The organism is Mesorhizobium sp. WSM4906 (assembly GCF_029674625.1).
Classification (GTDB): domain Bacteria; phylum Pseudomonadota; class Alphaproteobacteria; order Rhizobiales; family Rhizobiaceae; genus Mesorhizobium.
The window spans coordinates 1,799,431-1,818,250 of record NZ_CP121355.1 but is presented as its reverse complement, the minus strand read 5'-3'; the positions used below and the strand labels follow the sequence as shown (position 1 = coordinate 1,818,250).

Below are 18,820 nucleotides of genomic sequence, written 5' to 3'. Positions count from 1 at the left end.
ACCTCGCCAGTTCGTCGGCGGAATGTGCCCGACAAGCATTAACGATCCGCTAACCTTAACGATTCGCAACCGACCACGCCCGGTGCCGTTAACGCGTGTCGCCCAAAACCATGCGGCGGCTTTGAGCGACATGCGCGAAACAAAACGCCTCGCCTCACTCCGTTTCAGGGCGACGCGCCTCGGTAGGACGCTGGTCCCATGCCCGATGCGGTAATCCGTCCATTGGCGGACCCACCGCTGCCGGGCTATAAAATCGGCGGGGGTATTGCTGATGCTTGGTCGAATGCTGACTTTTGTTCTCTGCCCGGCGCTGCTGGCGGCAAGCGGCTGCACGCGCAGCGACGACGGCACGGTTATCATTCCAAGCCGGATGGACGTCAGGCGCATTTGGGACAAGGCCCCGCCAGGAACAACTGCCACGCGGCAGATTGCGTCCGACGTATTTCCTCTGCCGCCGAGCGCGCCGGCCAGCCCGTCCAGCCGAAGGCATTTCAGGCCGGCTTCGACAAGGCCGTCCTTTCAGCCGGATTCGCCCGATGCGCCCTCCCAGCCGGAGAAGGCGCTCACATGCAGGAATGTCAGCGAGCCCGGCAAGCGCTATCGTGTCGTCTGCGACTAAATCCCACTTTCGCTCTTTTGAAGCCGACTTTAGGGCCTGATGTAGATCCCTTGTCCGACTGGTGCGCAGCCCCGCCTGCCGTACGATAGAAACATCGCTTTCCATCTCAGTTTGAGGAGTCCCGCGCCTTCGGTCGCGGCGGGCCCGAATGCGACCGCGATCACAGACTGCTGATGAAACTTTCGGCTAGCATTTGACGTTATCGGCGCAACGCAAGGGAGACTGAAGATGTCTGTTCACTTCACCGTCTCTGGCCTGACCAGGAACCTGATCCATTCGCTTGGACTGGATCACGAGCGGGCGCCGAGGCATCTGACGCCCGAGCAAAATCTGCTGCTGGAATGCTATCTGGCCGGGCAAATTCCGGAATCGGCGTGGAGCGACTATGTCTTCGAGATGCCCGAACTGGAAAAGCACCTGACCGACCGGCGCAGCCGCAATCCGACGTGACACGGTTTCGTCCCGGAGCAATTCTAAAGCGCGTCGCGATCCTTCGGAATCGCTCCATGCGCTTTAGGTTTTGGATTTTACGCATGTCTTTGCCCCGAAACATTTCCGCTTTCGGGGGACATGCTTAGGAAAAGTGTGTAACGGTCTTCCGGTCGGGATTGCGTCTAAACAATAGTTCAAGCCGATCGGCAAATTCCACCGACCGCTGAACTGCTTGAGCCTTACTTCTTCGGCGAATTGAACTGAAGCGTGAAGACGTTGCCGGCAATTCCTTGCGCCAGGGCCGGCGAGAAGCTGAGCGGCAGGCAATTGCGCAAGGCGGCCGTCGCCGCGTCGACATAGGCCTGGCGCGCCTTGTCATCGCCGCTGACCTTGATGGCCGTTGGCTTCGGCGGGCCGATCAGCGTGCCGTCGCGCTTGAAGCTGAAGCTCAAGGTGACCGAGGAATTTTCGGAGTTGGCAGGCGGGGTCCAGCACGCCTGCAGGGCGACGCCGACCTCGTTCATGGTGTTGAGCGACGCGGCATTCGCCGGAAGGGCCAGCACCAGCAGCGCGCCGACAATCGCCGAATATCCTGCCATGCCTCTCATCGCTAGTCCTCCTCGCTTTCGCCAGTTCGCCTGACGGCATGGTACGATCAACGAGGAGGATGACAATAGGATTTCGACCCGGCCGGCCCCGGCAAAATCGCCAAGATCATGCTGTGGTGATCCCGGCACGGTCGTCGCCGGAAAAGCAAAAGGCCGGCGCTGAGCCGACCTTTCCTTCGCCTCGGCAATCGCGCCAGTACATCCGTGGTCGCGGCGAGGACCGAGACACTAGACAGGGCTTTGGTTAACGAATCCCTAACTCCGCGGTTTTCTTGGTGCATGTCGCCCAAAAGTGTGCGGCGGTTTTGGGAAGACAACATGCGTCGCTTGGATCCGTTCGACGCGTCGCGCTTTAAGCCGTCGCCTGCGTCTTCACATGGGCGATATAGCCGCGCACGTCGCCGGCCGGCTCTGCATAGGCCTTGCCGAGCTTCTTCTCGATCGCGGCCATATAGTCCTTCGCCCATTTGGGCAGCGCGTAGTCGATGACGGCCAGGAACTCGAGCGTCGCCGCCAGACGGATGTCGGCGATCGACGGATTGTTGCCGCCGATGAACGGCTTGCCGTCCCTGAAGAAGCTGTGAAACACCTCCAGCGGCTCGGCGATCGCTGCGGCGGCCGCCTTCTGCGCCTCCGATTTCCTGTCGGGATGGGCGTCGCTGTGGCCGACCTCGCCGGCATACTGCGGAAAGCCGAGCGCCGGATAGGTGGCTCTAGCCACATAGGGATAGAGCGTGCCGACCAGATAGAACATGGCGCTGTCGATCATCGCGCGCTTGGCCGGCGCTTTCGGATAGAATTTCTCCAGCCCGTGCTTGTTGGCGAGATACTGCATGATGGCGCAGCTTTCCCAAAGCACGCCGCGCGGCAGCCCCTTGTCCTCGATCATCGGCGTCAGATGCGCCGGATTGCGCGCCAGGAATTCGGGCGTGCGCGTCAGGCCCCAGGCGTCGGTCTCGGCATGGTCGAGCCCGGCCGCGCGCGTGAACACCCGGACCGTCATGTTGTTGACGCTCGGCCGCAGCATGCTGAGCTTGACCGCGGGTTTCTTGGCCGGCTTCGCCTTGGCTTTAGGCGCTGCCTTGGCCGTCGCTTTGGGCGCGGCTTTTGCCGTCGCCTTCGCCGAGGGCTTGGCTGCCTTGGCCGAAACCTTGGCGGCGGTTGTTGCCTTTGCCTTCACCGCGGCCTTCTTCGTTCCCTTTGTGGCTGCCTTTGCCATCTTGGTCCTCCCTCTGACCTATTCAGTATGGATTCTTCGCCGCCCGGTCCTCGGACAACGTCTCGCGCGACCGCTCGATCAGCGCCTGGATGGCGTCGGCAAGGTGCACCTCGGCGATATTGTAGTCGCCGCGCGCGACGCGGATCTTGTGCGCCGCCATCAGCACGTCGGCGTGGCCGAAGCCGGCCGGCGGCTCGAAGCGGTAGGAGGCAAGCTCGATCAGCAGGCCGAGCGGATCCTCGAAATAGATCGAATCCATGAAGCCGCGATCCTTGACTCCGCTGTGCTTGATGCCGCGCTCGTCGAGCCGGGCGACCGCCTGCAGGAAGGTCACCCTCGAGACCGAGAACGCGATGTGGTGGACGCAGCCGATATCGGTCGGCGTGCGCCGCTTCACCGGGCTGCGGCTCTCGTCGGTGAAGACGGTGATCAGCCGGCCATCGCCCGGATCGAAATAGAGGTGGCTTTCGCTCGCCTTGTCGAGATTGGGCTGTTCGAAGATGAAGGGCATGCCGAGCACGCCTTCCCAGAAATCGATCGAGGTTCGGCGATCGGCGCCGACCAGCGTGATGTGATGGACGCCTTGCGATTGCAGTTTCTGCATTGGCTCCTCCCGGCCACGCATGGCCTCTGCCGCCGGATGCGTTTCGGATGCCAGTCGCGCGTGGATCAGCGCTCGGCATTTGATCGCCGCCCCGGCTTCGCTCCCCTGCGCTGCGCTTTCCGCATCTTCTTGGATTGCGGCCGGAGCTTTGATCACCAGATGCTAATTCAATCCGAGGCATTGCGCCAGAAGCGCCATCGCTTCAACGGCGCTCGCTACCGGAATGCGGAAACAGGGGGGACGGCTGGCAACGTGGAACCGAGATCGCCGGCGAATTTTCCGCGTGATCTCGATCGCTCAGGTCAAAATCCAGGCCACCGGCCTGCTGGCATTGGTCAATATATCGCGCGCTCCGGCGGAGAGATCGGGCGAAATGGTATCCAGGGGTACATCCAGGATGCGTGCGATGGTCTTGAGGGTCTTGGTGGAGGCTGTCTTTCCATTGCGCTCTATCTGCGACAGCATGCTGGGCGTTATTCCCGCCTGAGCCGCGAGTTGCCTTCCGCTCAGGCCGCGCAGTACCCTGACGGCGCGAACCGGATTCTCGCCGCCGGCGATTTTGTCCAACACGCGCTTGGGCAGCGGGCTGTTGCCGGCAAGATCGCCAAGGTCGGTCAGGCTTGCCATCGCCGTCCGCTTAAGCACGCGGAACTGGGATTCCGGCAACACGACCATGCGCTCCCGGGCGCCTGGATGCTTGATGAATTGCACGTTGAGCTTCATATCGGCTTCCGATCTAGCCCCTTTGTTTGGGAAAGACATCTGGCGAAAGTCAGGGACGATGATGACGAAAGTCATATTCGTTTGCGGCCGGTTCGGGCTTACGTCAAAGTGGACGGGCCGTGTCTTGTGGCTGGTTTGTGGGAACGAATGATCGACCTCGGCACAGAATTACTGCCGGCCGCGCAAGCCGATGTCATAGGGCTCGCCGTTGTGCGGGCCGACAGAACGGTTCAACAGAAAGTGGGACATCTCGTCGAGTGGCTTCCCGCCATCGGTGCGGACTGCTGCCTGTGCCCGCTGCTGGTCGGCATGGAGGCCGAAATGGCCGCGCTTTCGGAAGGGCGCCGCGACCTGATCGCCTTGTCGGGCGTGCGAGCGGAACTGCCGGGGCTCGATCGTCCGGTCACGGCGGTCGTCTTGTGGAACAGCGATCAATCGCACTACGTCGTGATTGCGATGCCCGACTTCACGGCGCGCCAGGCCGAGATCATGTTCGAAAGCGAACGGCGGGCCCGACGCCTGATGGAGCAGCAGCTCGAAGCGGCCAACTCCGAGGTGCGCTTTGCCTCGCTTGCGCGAACACGGCTTCGCCTGGCACGCGACCTCCACGACACGCTCGTGCATTCGATCATCGCCTTGCTGACGCAGATCCGCCTGACGCGGCATTTTCTGGCGACCGATCCTGCCCGCGTTTCGGATGGACTCGCGATTGCCGAGGAAGCGGCGATCAACGGCCTGGCGCGGGCGCGCGATGCCATCGCACGGCTCAGGATGCCCGACGAGCTAGAGCTGGGCTCGGATGTCGAGGGAATGCTCTCGGACTTCGCGCGCCAGACCGGCGCAGAGGTCTCCGTGAATATCGATGATGGAGCCCGCGTCGGGCTGCAGGACCACGCGACGACGGTTCAGCGCATCGTTGGCGAGGCTTTGCGCAACATCGAGGCACACGCGAAGGCGCGGCAGGTCCGGTTTGATGCTGTCGTGGAGGGGACTGGAGCCGGTGGTAGGCTCCTCGTCGATATCCGGGACGACGGACGCGGTTTTGACCGTGCCACTTCCAGGCCGGGGCATTTCGGGCTGATCGGCATGGCCGAGTTCGCCGAGCTTGCCGGGGGAGAATGCACGGTGGAAAGCTCGCCTGGGGCGGGCACGCTGGTTCGCATATCGCTTCCCTTGACCGCGCCGGCGATGAAGTCCGGGCATGGAGCCGCAGGGGCCTCGAAAAGATGACCGACCCGCACCGTCAACCCGAAAGGATACGCGTGCTGATCGCCGAGGATCAGACGTTGATCCGGGAAGGCCTTGCCACGCTTCTCGGACAGCAGAACGACGACTTCGAAATCGTCGGCGGCGCCGCCGACGGCGAGCAGGCGATCGAGTTTGCGCGCCGATATCGGCCGGATGTCATTTTGATGGATCTGCAAATGCCGCGTGTCGACGGCGTCACGGCAACCCAGCGGATCCTGCGCGAGTTTCCAGGAACCAGCATCGTCGTCCTGACCACTTTCGAGACCAACGACCTGATTTTCGAAGCCGTCAGCGCGGGAGCCAGAGCATATCTTTTGAAGGACGCCAGGATCGACGAGATCGCGACGACGATCCGCACGGTGGCGAAGGGCCAATCCGCGCTCTCGCCGGGCGTTGCCGCGCGAATTCTCGAAGAGTTCAAGCGTTTGCGCCCACGGCACGCGCCGGCCAGCGCGTCGGTTCGCGACGACCTGACCGCGCGTGAGAACGAAATCCTCAAGCTGATCATCGAAGGCAAGAGCAACGGCGAAATCGGCGCGCAGCTGCATTTGGCCGAGGGTACGATCAAGAATTACGTGAGCACGATCCTGGAGAAGTGCGGAGCCAAGAACCGGACGGAACTGGCCATAAAAACAATAACCTGAACCAGCCTACGGGATGATCGTGCATTGCGCCGTCATAGTCTTGTCCCCATGTTGGCGTGATGCGGTCGCCTGAAAAAGAGGCCCGCGCCTTCGGGGTGAAGGGAGCCGCGGGCAGTCTGGTTGCCCGAGTTCCTGCTCTTCGCGGCAGGTCGCGGAAAGACGGAGGCAGCAGGGGCCTCTTCACAAATTCGGTTCTCGCCGGCTACCTCTTTGCCCGATTGCGCGCTTCCGTTTCGCGAAGCGCCGGGATGGTCAGAACCATTTCGGCGCTGCCGATCGGCGGTCTCGGCGTGAGCAGGGCCACGAGCGCATCGAGCTGCTCGCCTCCATCTCGGCCAACTGGCCTTTGACGACCCGCATGGTGTCGTCGAGCCTTGTGAGCAATTCTGCAACGATCTTCATTTCCTGAAGCCCTGCCGCATGGGTTCGAGCGGGGCGCCCGAGCGGCGGAACGCAGTGCTGGAGGTGGCCGCGAAGGCTTGCGGAACGAGAAAGGGCGCGGCTCAGTCAGGCGCCGGACAGCGGCCGGACCTAGTCCGGCCGCTGTGAATAGCACGGGGCTATTTTCTCGCGAGCAGGTCGCGGATTTCAGTCAGAAGCTGCACGTCGGCGGGCGGCGGGGCTGCGGCAGCCGCCGGTTTTTGGCCTTCAAGGCGCTTGCGCAGATTGTTCACCATCTTGACCATCAGGAAGATGATGAAGGCAAGGATCAGGAAGTTCAGCACCACGGTGATGAAACTGCCATAGGCAAAGACCGCACCCTCTTTCTTGGCGTCGGCCAGCGTGGCCGAGTGGACGTTCGAGGACAGTCCAAAGAAATAGTTGTTGAAGTCCAGCCCGCCGAAGATCGCGCCGACGATCGGCATGATGATGTCGTTGACCAGCGAATCGACGATCTTGGAGAAGGCCGCGCCGATGATGACGCCGACGGCCAGGTCCATCACATTGCCCTTGGAAATGAATTCCTGGAATTCCTTCAGCATCCCGATCTCCTTTTAAAGCGCGTCGCGCTGAAGCGGATTCAGGCGCCGCACTTTAAGTCTTTGTTTTGATGCATGTCGTTTTCCCAAAACCGCTGCGCACGTTCGGCGACATGCATTAACCCATTCGCCTGGTTGCGTGTCAGGCGTATGCGCTCTCGCGCCTGAAATGCTTGACGAGCAGATAGTAGAAGACCACGCGATGTTTGTTGCGATTGGTCCGGCCGTACTGGTCGATGACCTTGGCGAGTCCCGCGTCCAGGGCCGCATCGGCCGCCAGTCCCAGCCTCTCGACGAGAAAGTTCTTTTTGACCCGTTCCATCTCCTCCTTGTCCGAGGCCGAAACCGTGGACGCATCCTTGTCGTAGATCGCCGGGCCGCAGCCCTTCGTGACCTTTGTCAAAAGATCCATATCCGCCGTAAGGCCGCACTTCACCTTCAGGTCCGCCGCATATTTGCTGATCAGTTTGTCTTGCTTGCTCACACGCTTGTCCTCTCATCTCGGGCGCGGCAGCGACGTTGCTGTCGAGCTGCGCTGCCCGGTTGCCGCTTGATATCGATCGTCTCGTTGCTCCCGGAGCGTCAGCTGCCGCGCGTCGCAAGCACCCCGTCGGGGCTGGCCTGGTCGACGGCAGCCGGAAGATGCTGCGCCAGCACGCTGGCCACCTGATCCAGCGGAATGCCGAACTGGCTCGCCAGTTGCCGAAGCTGCGGATCGCCAAGCGCCGCCTTGATCTCGTCGGGCGCGATCGGGAGGTTTGCCGAGTTGGTGCTCAGCCAGGATTCGACACGGTCGCCGAGACCTGATTTCTGCAGCATGGCGAGCACGCCCTGGTAACCGCCGACGCTAGCCAGCGCATCGGCCAAGACGTTGGAGCCGCCACCTTGCTGCCCGCCCTGCAACGCGCTTTGCAGACTGTCCAAAAATCCCATCGAGGAACCTCCCGTCGAAAATCACGCTCGCCGTTTGCACAACGTGCAGCCAGTGTTGGTTTAGGACGTTTCGCAAGGCCGCGACATCTGACGAAGGTCAGGACCGAAGATGACGAAAGTCATATTCGCTGGCGCCCAGACGGCACTTACTTGACACGGCACTTACTTGACAAGGCGCCGGCTCCGGCAGGCGCGGCCCACCACCTTTCACGCGGAGCAGGCGGCTCGGCTCCGCAAGTGCAGGCGGATGGGCTCCGGAAGGAAGGTAAGGCTGGCATGAGACTCCTCATTGCGGTACGTGACGATGGCCCGGCACCAATGCCACGTTCGATCCGTGCCGGCCCGCGATCCCGTACCAAGTCAATTGCCTGTCATATGAATTGGGATTTGGTATAACGGTCGCGACAGTGTCGTTAAGCGTAGGATTAACCGGGGAATGACCATGAAAGGCGCCGAGCAAGCTGGAAAAGCCGCGGGCGGAGCCGCTTCCGCCAACGGATCGGAAGCGACAGTCCATCCCGAAGCGACCATCGATCAGGTCCGCAATCTGCTGTTCGGGGGCGCGCAGCGATCGATCGAGAACAACCTGGCCGGTTTGCGAGAGGAGATGCAGGCCTCTCTCAAACTGCTGCAGGCAGATTTCGCCAAGGAGGTCGCAGCGCTGCAAGCCCGGCTGCAGGAGCTCGAGCAGGATACGGAGCAGAAACGGCTCGCCTCGCACAGGGACATCGGCGCCGCGATTTCGGAGCTTGGCGCAACCATAACCAGGTTGGGTTCCGCCACGGGAAGGTAGCATGACTTCCGCCGTCGGCCAGAACCGTGAGATCGAGCAGCTCAAGACCTTGCTCTTTCAACCGGAGGCCGCGCGTCTTGAAGCGCTGGGAGCCGATGTCGCTCTCCTTCAGCAATATATAGGCAACCCCGACCGTCTCGAAGCGGCGACGGCCGACATACTGGTCGCCGCGCTCGAACGCGCGGAAGTCAGCCGGCCGCGCGAACTGGCGAATGTCATCGCCCCGTCGGTGGTCTCCGCGATCAGGAGCGAGATCAGGAATTCACGCGACCTCATGGTCGATGCGCTCTACCCGATCACCGGGCGGCTGGTCAGCGCGGCTGTGGCAAATGCCTTCAAGGAGCTCGTGGCGCGGCTGGAGCAGCGCCTCAATGCTCTGACATCGACGGAGCTGTGGGTCGGTCGCGTCAAGTCGCTGGCGACCGGCCGCCCGATCAGCGAATTCGTTCTGGCGAACGCCAGCCCGCCGCGCGTCAGCCGGCTGCTGATGATCGAGCGCGGCAACGGGCGCCTCGTCGCGGACTGGAAGCGCGAAGCGATCCCCGACGAGAGGGCCGATCTGCTGAGCGCCATGGTCGCGGCGATCCTGGAATTTTCCGTCCAGGCGCTCGCGGGCGAAGGCAACCTTGAGAAGCTCGATTTCGGCGGACGGGAGATCGTGCTCCGCGCCTCGCCCCGGTTCATCCTGGCGGCGGAATGCATCGGTCCACTGCGCCCCGCGGACGACGCCAGGATCAATTCGCTTTTCTTCGACACGATCGAGGGCATGGATGGCGACTGCGACACCGCCACGCTGGCGTCGCTGGCCGCATCGATCGAAGCCGATGCTTCCCTGGACAGGAAGCCGCGCCGGGGCGGGAACGTCCTGCTCGTGCTCGCTGCTCTCGTTGCCGCCGGGCTGGCATGGCTGGCAGACGTCTACCTCACCCGGACGATGCTGGAGCGGCGGGCGAATGACGCGCTGCACGACCTTGTCGGCAAGGAGCCGCTGCTGCAGTCTTTCCCGCTGCGGCTGGACTTCGACCATGGCAATCGCACCGTGTCGGTCTCCGGCATAGAGCCCAGCCAGGTGGAGGTCGCTCCGCTGGTCGGCGCCTTGGCCAGAGCGGCCGCCCCGTATCGGATCGTCGACCGGATCGGCGTCGTGCCGGGAATGGAACAGCCGGCGGCGCTGCGCGCCGATGTCGACGCCGTGCGGCAATCCTTGGCCGGCATCCAGGCAAGCATCGATGGAACGCGCCAGTCGGTCGCTGAGCTGCAACGATCCCTCGCCGACTTGCAGAAGTCCGGCGGTGAAACCGGCAACGCGATCACCGAACAGCAACAGTCACTCACCAGTCTGCAGAAGTCCGTCGGGGAAGCAGGCGCGGCGATCGCCGAGCAGCGACAGTCTCTCGCCGGCCTACAGGCCCGTATCGATGAAACGCGCGGGTCAAGTGCGCGGGAGCTGCAATCCCTTGCCAGCCTGCAGGCCCGTATCGACGAGACACGCGCGGCGATCGCCGAGGAAACACGGTCCAGAAACCAGCAATACGACGCCCTGCGCTCGGTAGCCGACAGCCCCGCCGGGCGGCTCGACCGCTTCATGGCCTCGACGGCAATCTTCTTTGGCACAGCCGACGCTTTTGCCGACGACAAGGAGGCGGACCGACAGATCCGCGATCTGGCCGGGCTGCTTGAGGGCAACGATCTGAGGATCCGTGTCGTCGGCCACGCCGACGATACCGGAACGGACTCCATCAATCACGTGGTTGCCCGCAAGAGGGCCGATCAGGTGGTGCGGGCGTTGACCTCGCTCGGCATCGAGCCTTCGCGCCTGTTTGTGGTTTCGCGCTCGTCCTCGGTGCCCATCTCCGACGTGCCGAGCGAAGGGAACCGCCGGGTCACCTTCGAAAACGTGTTTCGAGCCGAGCGCCTCCAGTAATGTTTACCGCAAAGGTCATGCTGCTGGGCGACATGGGGGTGGGCAAGACATCGATCATGCACCGCCTCGTGCACGATCGTTTCGACGGCGAATACAAATCCACGCTCGGCGTCGAAGTTCTAAGCTACGACGTTCCCGCCGATCCGGCTCGCGCGGACGAAGCGACGCGTCTCGTGCTCTGGGACACGGACGGCGATTTCGGCATGCGTATTTTCGACACCGTTTACGTTACCGGCGCTTCGGCGGCGATTGTCGTATCGGACGTGACGCGCCCGCAAACGGTGACGCGCATGGTCGAACTGGCCCGCAATTTCGAGACGAGATTCCCAGGCAGGCCATTGAGGGCCCTGGTGAACAAGATCGATCTCGCCGAAGCGCCCGGAAGCGCCGAGCAGATCGGCCAGCTCGCCCGATCGAGCGTCAAGTTCGTAAGCGCCAAGAGCGGCGAGGGAATCGTGGATGCCTTTGCCGAACTCGCCGAAACGATTCGTCGCCGGCAGCTATAGTGGTCGGTCCAAACTTTAACGGTCGCTCGACGGAGATCTGCGCTTGCCAAGGCATCCAAATTTTTGCATGACGGGCCTCCGCGACCCTTGATGAAAATCACATAGTCTTCATCGGCACGTCGGGACCGGCATGTCCCCCATCGGCAGTGACCTTCAGCCTGGAGAGGTAGTGCTCCCATCCCTTTCGATGGCTGTCACGCTCCTCTGCGTTCGGCAATCCGCTGTGCGTTAAACGGATCAGTGTCCCCGCATCCCTCGCGATCAGGTCGATCTCGACATGACTGGAGCCGGGCGGCACGGTCGCGTTGTCATCCCAGCCAAAACTGTAGGCAAGACGGTGGACCGGGATCACCTCGGTGAACTCACCGCGCGCCCTATGGCGACCACCGACATTGACGAGGAACAGACCGCCCGGCGTTGCATCCAAATTCGCTTCGGTCCCGATCCATCGCACGATCTGTTCCGGATCGGTCAAAAGCGCGAACACGGTCGCTTGTGGCGCCGCGACCTCAATCTCTGTGTAAACCGATTCCGCCATCGCTCGCTCCAGGTCACATCATCCGCCCAGGTCACATCCGCATCGAATGCCGTGCATGATTGAAGCGAATGTGGGGAGTTGCAAGAAAATGTTCGAGGCGTAAGCATGAGCCGGTGCCGAGCGACCCTCTACAGATGCTTCTCGCAAACTCGCTTTCATTCCTTCTGGACGATGCCGCGCATATTGGCGATGGTGGGCGACTTCTATTGCAGCTCTCGACGCATTTGATCGAAGACGGCTTGCCGATCATTGCCGGCGCGCTGGCGCAGGATGCTCCCGACCCGATCATTTCACGCCGCATCTGGCTCTGGCGAGCGTCTGGCGGTGAAGTGGTCGAGGCTTTGGGGATAGGCGCCGACCGCCAGAATGCCGATCCCCGGCTCGTGCTGCGCGAGTGGCTTGGCACGACGCGGGCGATCGTGTTCGACGAGGGAGCGGTCGGTGTCGCCCCGACTTTGGTATGGGCGTTCGATCATACTCCGGATGAGGCGCAGTCGGAGCTGCTGCGGCAAATCTCCCGGTTCGCTGCGGCTCCGATGACCGCACTCGCGGAACGGTCTGCGAAACGAGCATTGCTCGAAGCATATTTGGGAAAGCGCAGCGCAGCGCATGTGCTCAACGGTCGTTCTCGTCGAGTAAAGGGAGAGACGATACGGGCTGCGCTTCTGTGCGCGGACCTTCGAGGTTTCACCGATCTATCCGAAGTTCACGATGCAGGCGAGATCGTATCGATACTTGATGCCTGGTTCGATTGCGTCGCCGGCGCGGTGCACGCATTTGGTGGCGAGGTTCTCAAGTTTATCGGTGATGGCGTCCTCGCGATTTTCCCGATCGGCGAGCGCGATTCGAGGGCCGCATGTGACGCGGCGGTACGCGCCGTGAAAGCCACACGCGCCGGGATAGATCATCTCAACCAAACTCGGCACCGCAACGGCAGCCCTGAGTTCGGATACGGCATTGGCCTGCATGTCGGCGAGATGCTTTGGGGGAACATCGGCACTGCCGGCAGGTTGGATTTCACCGCGATCGGCAAGGCTGTAAACCTTGTCAGCCGCATCGAAGGGCTGTGCAAGCCGTTAGGGCAGACGGTGCTCGCATCGACGGCGTTCGAGAGGGAAACGACCGAGCCGATGATCGCCATGGGCAGTCATCCGCTCAGAGGAATAGCAGGCGCGCAAACACTTTTCGGCTTGCCGGAATAGATCGAATGGTTGAGCGCGCCGTAGAGCCCGTCTCGTCGCATGGCGCGGAAGCCCCGAACGGATCGGCCAGCTCGCGCGGTCGAGCGTCAGGTTCGTGAGCGCCAAGAGCGGCACAGGCATTGTCGACGCTTTCGCGGAACTTGCCGAAACGATCCGCCGCCGGCAGCTATGGCCTGGGTCGGCCCAATCCCGGGGGCCGCGCTTTCAGATGCCGGCCTCCCCAACGGAACGCTCTGACCGCCCGACCGTTTATCGCTTATGGCACTGGCCGACGACATCCAAATGGCGGAACGGCACGTTCTGCAAGCCGAGCAGCACATCAAGCGCCAGCGTGCGCGCATCGCTGCGCTGAAGCGCCGCCGGTTGCCGCGAGGCAAGGCGTTCAACTTTCTGCAGTTGCTCGAAGATGCCCAATCGATGCACCTCCAGCACCTGTCGCGGTTGTTGGAGCAGGCATCCCGTGAAAGGACCCAAGCCGGCATTTAGACTTGGACGCGGGTTTCAGCGCCGGCAGCCTGGAGAAGCCCTGTCTGAGAGATGGTACGCCCAAGGGGAATCGAACCCCTGTTACCGCCGTGAGAGGGCGGTGTCCTGACCGCTAGACGATGGGCGCGCTCAAGAACCGGCTACATAGGATGAAGGCCGCGAAAAAGCAACTGGGGTTTCGCGCTGTTCGCAGACTTTGCCGAACGGCCCCGTTCAACCCGGCCGTTTCGGCTCGATCAGGTCCCAGAGATTGCCGTAGAGATCGGCAAACACCGCTACCGTCCCATAGGCCTCATGGCGCGGCGCCTCGCGGAACGCGATGCCCTTGGCAAGCATCGCCTGGTGATCCCGGGCGAAGTCATCCGTTTCCAGGAAGAGAAACACCCGGCCGCCGGTCTGGTCGCCGATACGGCTCGCCTGCGCCTCGCCGGAAGCCTCCGCCAGGAGCAGCCGCGCACCCTGCCCGTTTGCCGGCGCGACCGTCACCCAGCGCTTGCCGCCGCCGAGGTCGACGTCGTCCGTCAGCACGAAGCCGAGCCGCTCGACATACCAGGCGATCGCGTCGTCATAATTTTCGACGACGAGCGCCATGGTCGCGATGCTGCGATGTTCGGCAAAGCCGCTCATTTGCTGCGGATCGCGAACTGGCCGATCATTCGGCGCTCGGCAATGTCGTAGATGAAGATGGAACGGCTGCCGTCGGCAAGCTCGGCATCGATCGACAGCCGATTGCCGGACAGCGCCTGGCTGACCACCTTGGCGCCGACCGGCAGCACGATGTCGCCGCTGAGCGTGGGAACCTGGACGTCGCCTGCAGGTACTGATCCAACAACCGGCGCGTTGCGGGCTTTGTAGACAAGGGCCCCGATCACCACCATAAGGGCGAGGAACAGAAGGCCGAGATTGACGACCATGAAGCGGATGAGCTTCCTGCGCACCTTTTCCGCCGCGGGGTCGAGCGGCTTTTCCTCATCTTCATCGGCGATCGGCCGGGTCATGGCTAAACAGTCCGCAACGGGTTTCGATGAGCGCTCATAACGAAGACACCCGGATTTTGATAGGGCCCCGATTTTGATGCAGGATGAATTGCCAGGCGATGAGTTGACCGGGGCGGTAGAGCTGGAAGCCGATGCCGATGCCGCCGGCCAGCGCCTCGACCAGTGGCTCGCCGCCCGGCTCGGTCCGGAAATCTCGCGCAGCCGCGTGCAAGCCCTGATCCGGCAGGGCGCGGTCTCGATCGCCGGCAAGCCGGTCGGGGAGGTCAGGCGCAAGATGGCGACGGGCGAGCGCGTCTTAATCGTCATGCCGGAGCCGGAGCCGGCCGAGCCGCAAGGCGAGGACATTCCTCTCGACATCCTTTACGAGGACGACGAGCTGATCGTCATCAACAAGCCTGCCGGACTGGTCGTCCATCCCGGCGCCGGCAACTGGACCGGCACGCTGGTCAACGCGCTGATCCATCACTGCGGCGACAGTCTCTCCGGCATCGGCGGCGTCAAACGGCCGGGCATCGTCCATCGGCTGGACAAGGAGACCAGCGGCGTCATGGTGGTGGCCAAGACCGACCGCGCCCACAAGGCGCTGTCGGAGGCCTTCGCCGACCACGGTCGCACCGGCGATCTCGAACGCGCCTATCTGGCGCTGGTCTGGGGCATTCCACAGCGGCCGACCGGCACCGTCGACGCGCCGCTCGGCCGCGCCGCCGATCGCGTCCGCCGCGCGGTGGTTCCCCAAGGCCGAGACGATGCCCGGCATGCCGTCACCCATTTCACCGTCATCGAGCGTTTCGGCGAGGAGCAGAAGGAATTCACCACCGCAAGCCTGGTCGAATGCCGGCTCGAAACCGGTCGCACGCACCAGATCCGGGTCCATATGGCGCATATCGGCCACCCCGTGATCGGCGATCCTGACTACGGCCAGGCCTTCCGCACCAAGGCCAACCGGCTGCCGGAACCGCTGAAAAGCGAGGTCAAGGCATTTTCCCGGCAGGCGCTGCACGCCTGGCTCCTTGAATTCCGACACCCGACCACCCATCTAACGATGAGGTTCGAGGCGTCGATGCCGAGGGACATGGAGGAACTCATGGGCGGCTTTCGCAAGTTCTGAACCGCCATCAAGACGCTTCAAACCAGCCATCAAAAAACCTGACTGGCGTTGTTCACTTAAGCGTGACACACTGTTTCGTGTTGAACAAATGCCTGTCCTTTCTGGTTTTGTTCCTATATACACCAGTTGTCGCGGATGAGCCGATTGGCATTCGCGTCACATGCCCGCCGCGTTAAGGGGGCATCACTCCAATAGAGAGGGGGCGCAATCATGGCCCAGTCACTACCCAGTATCGTTTCCGGTGAAGGCGGTCTCGCCCGTTACCTGGAAGAAATCCGTCGCTTTCCGATGCTTCAGCCGCAGGAAGAGTACATGCTCGCCAAGCGTTACGCCGAGCATCAGGACACTTCCGCCGCGCACAAGCTCGTCACCAGCCATTTGCGGCTCGTCGCCAAGATCGCCATGGGCTATCGCGGCTACGGCCTGCCGATCGGCGAGGTGATCTCGGAAGGCAATGTCGGCCTCATGCAGGCCGTGAAGAAATTCGAACCGGAGCGAGGCTTCCGCCTCGCCACCTACGCCATGTGGTGGATCAAGGCCTCGATCCAGGAATACATCCTGCGTTCGTGGAGCCTGGTCAAAATGGGCACCACCGCCAATCAGAAGCGCCTGTTCTTCAACCTGCGCAAGGTGAAGGGCAGAATCCAGGCGCTCGACGACGGCGATTTGAAGCCCGACCAGATCGCCGAGATCGCCACCCGCCTCAACGTTTCCGAGGCGGAGGTGGTGTCGATGAACCGCCGCCTGTCGGGTGACGCCTCGCTCAACGCCCCGATCCGGGCGAGCGAGGGTGAATCCGGCGAATGGCAGGACTGGCTGGTCGATGACCACGAAAGCCAGGAAGAGATGCTGATCGAGCAGGACGAGCTGGAAAGCCGGCGCGCCATGCTGTCGGGCGCTCTGTCGGTGCTCAACGATCGCGAGCGGCGCATCTTCGAGGCGCGCCGTCTGGCCGAAGAGCCGCTGACGCTGGAAGAGCTGTCGGCGGAGTTCGACATCAGCCGCGAGCGCGTGCGCCAAATCGAGGTGCGCGCCTTCGAGAAGGTGCAGGACGCGGTCAAGGCCGCGGCCAAGCGCCAGAGCCAGGCGCTGCGCACCATCGAAGCGCAGCCGGCGGCTTAAAGCTTAAAGGCAATACGCGAAAACAAAACGGCGGCGCCAACATCTGGCGCCGCCGTTTTCAATTGGCGAAAGCGGCGAACCAGCCCCTTCTCCCTGTCAATATACGGGGAGAAATGCCCGGCAGGGCAATGAGGGGCAGCGCCGAGTCCGCGAGATTGTCGTTCAGGCCAAACGATCGCATGCGAGGCAGCAGCGGAGGCGCGATCATCTCCGAACGCCGCGCTGCCCCCTCATCCGCCCTTCGGGCACCTTCTCTCCGTAGAACGGGGAGAAGGAAAGCTCACGCCGTAGGCTGCTTGGTCTTCCTCAGATACGGCAGCACCGTCTCGTAGGCGCCGAAGCGCTTGATCGCGTCCTCATTGGAGACGGCGGCAGTGATGATGACGTCCTCGCCCTGCTTCCAGTTCGCCGGCGTCGCCACCTGGTGCTTGGCCGTCAGCTGGATGGAATCGATGACGCGCAGGATCTCGTCGAAGTTACGCCCCGTGGTCATCGGATAGGTCAGCACCAGCTTGATCTTCTTGTCCGGGCCGATGACGTAGACCGAACGCACGGTGGCGTTGTCGGCCGGCGTGCGCCCTTCCGAGGTCTCGCCGGCGCCGGCCGGCAGCATCTCGTAAAGCTTGGCGACCTTGAGGTCCTTGTCGCCGATCAGCGGGTAGTTCACCGTCTGGCCAGTCGCGGTCTTGATGTCGGCATGCCACTTCTCATGGCTCGATACCGGATCGACCGAAATGCCGATGATCTTGACGTTGCGCTTTTTGAATTCGCCTTCCAGCCCGGCCATCGTGCCGAGCTCGGTCGTGCAGACCGGCGTGAAGTTCTTCGGATGGCTGAAAAGCACTGCCCAGCCGTCACCGATCCATTGATGGAAATTGATCGTCCCTTGCGTGGTCTCGGCCGTGAAGTCCGGCGCGGTATCGTTGATACGAAGGCTCATGACGTTGCTCCCAACCCTGTGACATTTCGCCGGCATGGGCCAACCCATCGGCGGCTCTGCCTTCTATACCGCCGCACGGTCCGGTTCAAAAGGCTTGTGTCGGCAAGCGTGATCGAGGGAGCGGAAAAATTTCGTCTTTTCCTGGAAAAGACAGCAGGAATTTCCGCGACGGATATTGGATCCCTGTGGGGCGGCTCAATGCATGTCGCCCAAAAGTGCGCAGCGGTTTTGGGAAAACGACATGCATCAAAATAGGGACTTAAAGCGCGTCGCCTGAATCCGTTTTGTCGCGGCGCGCTTCAAGCCTTCTTCACCGCCAGCGTCGTCGCCAGATCTTCCATGCGCTGCGCCAGTGCTGCAAGCGCGGTGGTCAGCACGCTGTCGCTCTTGTCGGCCTTGGTCAGCGCCTCGTCGCGCGTCTTGCGGAGCGTCAGCACCTCGCTCTCCATGCCCTTGACACGTTTGGAGAGCTCCGAAAGCTCGTCCATGACCATGATGCCGGCCATGACGGTCAGCCGCTGGTCGCCGATCTCGCCGAAGGAATCCTTCAGATGCATGACATAACGGTCGAAGCGCTCGGCGAGGTCGATCAGATGCTCTTCCTGGCCCTCGTCGCAAGCCATCCGATACTGCTTGCCGTCGATGGAAACCGTGACCTGTGCCATTGGCGTACCTGTCGAGCCCTACCTGTCCAACACGGCGCGGATGGTTTCCATGGCGGTCACCAGCCGGCGCGACACTTCCTTGTTGGCATCTTCCAGCCGTTCGGCGCGGGCCTCGGAATTGTCGAGCTCCTGCGCCAGCCGCGAGCGGTCGGCGTTCATGCGCTGCACCTCGGCCTCGGCTTCCGTATAGTCGCGCTCATGCTCGAGCCGCGCCGCCACGGCGTTTTCCAGCCCTTCCATGGCTTTGCCGAGCCTGGCGATGACTTCTTTGAGGGTCGCTTCCCCGGTCATGGCCTTCGTCCTATGCCCTGCCCGTCACCGAATCGCTCGCGTTCAGAACGCGTTATCTCGGAAAGATTAGGCGCCGGGTGAAGCGCGCGTCAATAAAGCTCTCGCGACTGTCCCCCGCTAACGCTAATGTAGCGTGCGCGGCCCTATCACAAGCCCGGCAAAAACCGACCGATTTGTTGACTAAAAGGCCGCGCCTGCTATGTGTCGCGGCATCCTTTCCAAGGGCTCTCCCAAGGC

Annotated in this window: 23 protein-coding genes and 1 tRNA gene; 9 read left to right on the top strand and 15 right to left on the bottom strand. The window is 62.5% G+C overall.

The window, feature by feature from the left end; translation table 11 throughout:
* The first annotated feature begins 847 nt into the window (after positions 1-847).
* The gene (locus QAZ22_RS08605) at positions 848-1,069 is read left to right on the top strand and encodes a hypothetical protein (RefSeq protein ID WP_278206257.1); all 222 of its coding nucleotides are present in this window, start codon (positions 848-850) and stop codon (positions 1,067-1,069) included.
* 221 nt (positions 1,070-1,290) lie between these two features.
* Here the strand turns inward: QAZ22_RS08605 and QAZ22_RS08600 are convergent, their stop codons facing one another.
* The 4 genes from QAZ22_RS08600 to QAZ22_RS08585 form a co-directional block, all read right to left on the bottom strand.
* A complete protein-coding gene (locus tag QAZ22_RS08600) occupies positions 1,291-1,659 on the bottom strand; it encodes a hypothetical protein (RefSeq protein ID WP_278206255.1) in 369 nt (122 codons plus the stop codon).
* 352 nt (positions 1,660-2,011) lie between these two features.
* A complete protein-coding gene (locus QAZ22_RS08595; RefSeq protein ID WP_278206254.1) occupies positions 2,012-2,878 on the bottom strand; it encodes a glutathione S-transferase family protein in 867 nt (288 codons plus the stop codon).
* 22 nt (positions 2,879-2,900) lie between these two features.
* Positions 2,901-3,482 (bottom strand): VOC family protein, encoded by a 582-nt coding sequence (locus QAZ22_RS08590; protein WP_278206252.1) that lies wholly within the window; start codon positions 3,480-3,482, stop codon positions 2,901-2,903.
* A 297-nt stretch (positions 3,483-3,779) separates the two neighbouring features.
* The gene (locus QAZ22_RS08585; protein WP_278206250.1) at positions 3,780-4,280 is read right to left on the bottom strand and encodes a helix-turn-helix transcriptional regulator; all 501 of its coding nucleotides are present in this window, start codon (positions 4,278-4,280) and stop codon (positions 3,780-3,782) included.
* Between the two features lie 72 nt (positions 4,281-4,352).
* Here QAZ22_RS08585 and QAZ22_RS08580 point away from each other — a divergent pair, with 72 nt between their 5' ends.
* Positions 4,353-5,435, top strand: coding sequence for an ATP-binding protein (locus QAZ22_RS08580; RefSeq protein WP_278206249.1), 1,083 nt, complete (start codon positions 4,353-4,355; stop codon positions 5,433-5,435).
* Positions 5,432-6,097: a response regulator transcription factor gene (locus QAZ22_RS08575; RefSeq protein WP_278206247.1), complete on the top strand. Its 666-nt coding sequence runs from the start codon at positions 5,432-5,434 to the stop codon at positions 6,095-6,097. The genes QAZ22_RS08580 and QAZ22_RS08575 overlap by 4 nt, the downstream gene beginning before the upstream one ends.
* A 560-nt stretch (positions 6,098-6,657) precedes the next feature.
* Here the strand turns inward: QAZ22_RS08575 and mscL are convergent.
* The 3 genes from mscL to QAZ22_RS08560 all read right to left on the bottom strand — a co-directional run bounded on the left by mscL (position 6,658) and on the right by QAZ22_RS08560 (position 8,010).
* A complete protein-coding gene (mscL, locus tag QAZ22_RS08570) occupies positions 6,658-7,080 on the bottom strand; it encodes a large conductance mechanosensitive channel protein MscL (RefSeq protein WP_278206246.1) in 423 nt (140 codons plus the stop codon).
* Positions 7,081-7,219: 139 nt separating this feature from the next.
* Positions 7,220-7,561 (bottom strand): DUF2853 family protein, encoded by a 342-nt coding sequence (locus QAZ22_RS08565; protein WP_278206245.1) that lies wholly within the window; start codon positions 7,559-7,561, stop codon positions 7,220-7,222.
* Positions 7,562-7,659: 98 nt separating this feature from the next.
* Positions 7,660-8,010 (bottom strand): YidB family protein, encoded by a 351-nt coding sequence (locus QAZ22_RS08560; RefSeq protein ID WP_278206243.1) that lies wholly within the window; start codon positions 8,008-8,010, stop codon positions 7,660-7,662.
* Between the two features lie 442 nt (positions 8,011-8,452).
* Between QAZ22_RS08560 and QAZ22_RS08555 the strand changes: the two genes are divergently transcribed.
* From QAZ22_RS08555 to QAZ22_RS08545, 3 genes are all read left to right on the top strand, one after another.
* Positions 8,453-8,803 (top strand): hypothetical protein, encoded by a 351-nt coding sequence (locus QAZ22_RS08555; protein ID WP_278206241.1) that lies wholly within the window; start codon positions 8,453-8,455, stop codon positions 8,801-8,803.
* 274 nt (positions 8,804-9,077) lie between these two features.
* Positions 9,078-10,727: an OmpA family protein gene (locus tag QAZ22_RS08550; protein ID WP_278206240.1), complete on the top strand. Its 1,650-nt coding sequence runs from the start codon at positions 9,078-9,080 to the stop codon at positions 10,725-10,727.
* Between the two features lie 17 nt (positions 10,728-10,744).
* Positions 10,745-11,233, top strand: a complete 489-nt coding sequence (locus QAZ22_RS08545; protein ID WP_278206239.1) for an ADP-ribosylation factor-like protein — start codon at positions 10,745-10,747, stop codon at positions 11,231-11,233.
* Positions 11,234-11,330: 97 nt separating this feature from the next.
* On the opposite strand, the gene QAZ22_RS08540 is transcribed toward QAZ22_RS08545, so the two are convergent.
* Complete coding sequence (locus QAZ22_RS08540) at positions 11,331-11,771, bottom strand: SRPBCC domain-containing protein (RefSeq protein WP_278206238.1); 441 nt, start codon at positions 11,769-11,771, stop codon at positions 11,331-11,333.
* 134 nt (positions 11,772-11,905) lie between these two features.
* Between QAZ22_RS08540 and QAZ22_RS08535 the strand changes: the two genes are divergently transcribed.
* Entirely contained in the window at positions 11,906-12,973 is a 1,068-nt protein-coding gene (locus QAZ22_RS08535) for an adenylate/guanylate cyclase domain-containing protein (RefSeq protein ID WP_278206237.1), read from the top strand.
* 249 nt (positions 12,974-13,222) lie between these two features.
* Here QAZ22_RS08535 and QAZ22_RS08530 read toward each other — a convergent pair whose 3' ends face one another.
* The 4 genes from QAZ22_RS08530 to QAZ22_RS08515 all read right to left on the bottom strand — a co-directional run bounded on the left by QAZ22_RS08530 (position 13,223) and on the right by QAZ22_RS08515 (position 14,457).
* Entirely contained in the window at positions 13,223-13,387 is a 165-nt protein-coding gene (locus QAZ22_RS08530; RefSeq protein WP_278206235.1) for a hypothetical protein, read from the bottom strand.
* A 124-nt stretch (positions 13,388-13,511) separates the two neighbouring features.
* A tRNA-Glu gene (locus QAZ22_RS08525) sits at positions 13,512-13,586 on the bottom strand.
* An 86-nt stretch (positions 13,587-13,672) separates the two neighbouring features.
* Entirely contained in the window at positions 13,673-14,086 is a 414-nt protein-coding gene (locus QAZ22_RS08520) for a VOC family protein (protein ID WP_278206234.1), read from the bottom strand.
* Entirely contained in the window at positions 14,083-14,457 is a 375-nt protein-coding gene (locus QAZ22_RS08515) for a fimbrial protein (protein WP_278206231.1), read from the bottom strand. Before QAZ22_RS08515 ends, QAZ22_RS08520 begins: the two co-directional genes overlap by 4 nt.
* Positions 14,458-14,560: 103 nt before the next feature.
* On the opposite strand from QAZ22_RS08515, the gene QAZ22_RS08510 reads away from it, so the two are divergent.
* Together QAZ22_RS08510 and rpoH are read left to right on the top strand one after the other, a co-directional pair.
* Positions 14,561-15,565: an RluA family pseudouridine synthase gene (locus QAZ22_RS08510; RefSeq protein WP_278206230.1), complete on the top strand. Its 1,005-nt coding sequence runs from the start codon at positions 14,561-14,563 to the stop codon at positions 15,563-15,565.
* A 210-nt stretch (positions 15,566-15,775) separates the two neighbouring features.
* On the top strand, positions 15,776-16,687 hold the full coding sequence (rpoH, locus tag QAZ22_RS08505) for an RNA polymerase sigma factor RpoH (RefSeq protein WP_278206228.1): 912 nt from the start codon (positions 15,776-15,778) through the stop codon (positions 16,685-16,687).
* Between the two features lie 280 nt (positions 16,688-16,967).
* Here the strand turns inward: rpoH and QAZ22_RS08500 are convergent, their stop codons facing one another.
* The 3 genes from QAZ22_RS08500 to QAZ22_RS08490 form a co-directional block, all read right to left on the bottom strand.
* Positions 16,968-17,627 carry a peroxiredoxin gene (locus QAZ22_RS08500; protein WP_278206226.1) on the bottom strand — a complete coding sequence of 220 codons (660 nt, stop codon included), beginning with the start codon at positions 17,625-17,627 and terminating at the stop codon, positions 16,968-16,970.
* Between the two features lie 299 nt (positions 17,628-17,926).
* Positions 17,927-18,292: a cell division protein ZapA gene (locus tag QAZ22_RS08495; RefSeq protein ID WP_278076327.1), complete on the bottom strand. Its 366-nt coding sequence runs from the start codon at positions 18,290-18,292 to the stop codon at positions 17,927-17,929.
* A gap of 18 nt (positions 18,293-18,310) precedes the next feature.
* Positions 18,311-18,583, bottom strand: a complete 273-nt coding sequence (locus QAZ22_RS08490) for a DUF4164 domain-containing protein (protein WP_278076326.1) — start codon at positions 18,581-18,583, stop codon at positions 18,311-18,313.
* Positions 18,584-18,820 lie beyond the last annotated feature (237 nt).

Coding starts and splice junctions, on each gene's coding strand:
- QAZ22_RS08515 (WP_278206231.1), bottom strand. CDS start 14,457: ATGACCCGGCCGATCGCCGATGAAGATGAGGAAAAGCCGCTCGACCCC.
- QAZ22_RS08540 (WP_278206238.1), bottom strand. CDS start 11,771: ATGGCGGAATCGGTTTACACAGAGATTGAGGTCGCGGCGCCACAAGCG.
- QAZ22_RS08550 (WP_278206240.1), top strand. CDS start 9,078: ATGGTCGATGCGCTCTACCCGATCACCGGGCGGCTGGTCAGCGCGGCT.
- QAZ22_RS08495 (WP_278076327.1), bottom strand. CDS start 18,292: ATGGCACAGGTCACGGTTTCCATCGACGGCAAGCAGTATCGGATGGCT.
- QAZ22_RS08535 (WP_278206237.1), top strand. CDS start 11,906: ATGCTTCTCGCAAACTCGCTTTCATTCCTTCTGGACGATGCCGCGCAT.
- QAZ22_RS08545 (WP_278206239.1), top strand. CDS start 10,745: ATGCTGCTGGGCGACATGGGGGTGGGCAAGACATCGATCATGCACCGC.
- QAZ22_RS08520 (WP_278206234.1), bottom strand. CDS start 14,086: ATGAGCGGCTTTGCCGAACATCGCAGCATCGCGACCATGGCGCTCGTC.
- QAZ22_RS08585 (WP_278206250.1), bottom strand. CDS start 4,280: ATGACTTTCGTCATCATCGTCCCTGACTTTCGCCAGATGTCTTTCCCA.
- QAZ22_RS08595 (WP_278206254.1), bottom strand. CDS start 2,878: ATGGCAAAGGCAGCCACAAAGGGAACGAAGAAGGCCGCGGTGAAGGCA.
- QAZ22_RS08500 (WP_278206226.1), bottom strand. CDS start 17,627: ATGAGCCTTCGTATCAACGATACCGCGCCGGACTTCACGGCCGAGACC.
- QAZ22_RS08560 (WP_278206243.1), bottom strand. CDS start 8,010: ATGGGATTTTTGGACAGTCTGCAAAGCGCGTTGCAGGGCGGGCAGCAA.
- rpoH (WP_278206228.1), top strand. CDS start 15,776: ATGGCCCAGTCACTACCCAGTATCGTTTCCGGTGAAGGCGGTCTCGCC.
- QAZ22_RS08600 (WP_278206255.1), bottom strand. CDS start 1,659: ATGAGAGGCATGGCAGGATATTCGGCGATTGTCGGCGCGCTGCTGGTG.
- QAZ22_RS08605 (WP_278206257.1), top strand. CDS start 848: ATGTCTGTTCACTTCACCGTCTCTGGCCTGACCAGGAACCTGATCCAT.
- mscL (WP_278206246.1), bottom strand. CDS start 7,080: ATGCTGAAGGAATTCCAGGAATTCATTTCCAAGGGCAATGTGATGGAC.
- QAZ22_RS08575 (WP_278206247.1), top strand. CDS start 5,432: ATGACCGACCCGCACCGTCAACCCGAAAGGATACGCGTGCTGATCGCC.
- QAZ22_RS08580 (WP_278206249.1), top strand. CDS start 4,353: ATGATCGACCTCGGCACAGAATTACTGCCGGCCGCGCAAGCCGATGTC.
- QAZ22_RS08490 (WP_278076326.1), bottom strand. CDS start 18,583: ATGACCGGGGAAGCGACCCTCAAAGAAGTCATCGCCAGGCTCGGCAAA.
- QAZ22_RS08590 (WP_278206252.1), bottom strand. CDS start 3,482: ATGCAGAAACTGCAATCGCAAGGCGTCCATCACATCACGCTGGTCGGC.
- QAZ22_RS08555 (WP_278206241.1), top strand. CDS start 8,453: ATGAAAGGCGCCGAGCAAGCTGGAAAAGCCGCGGGCGGAGCCGCTTCC.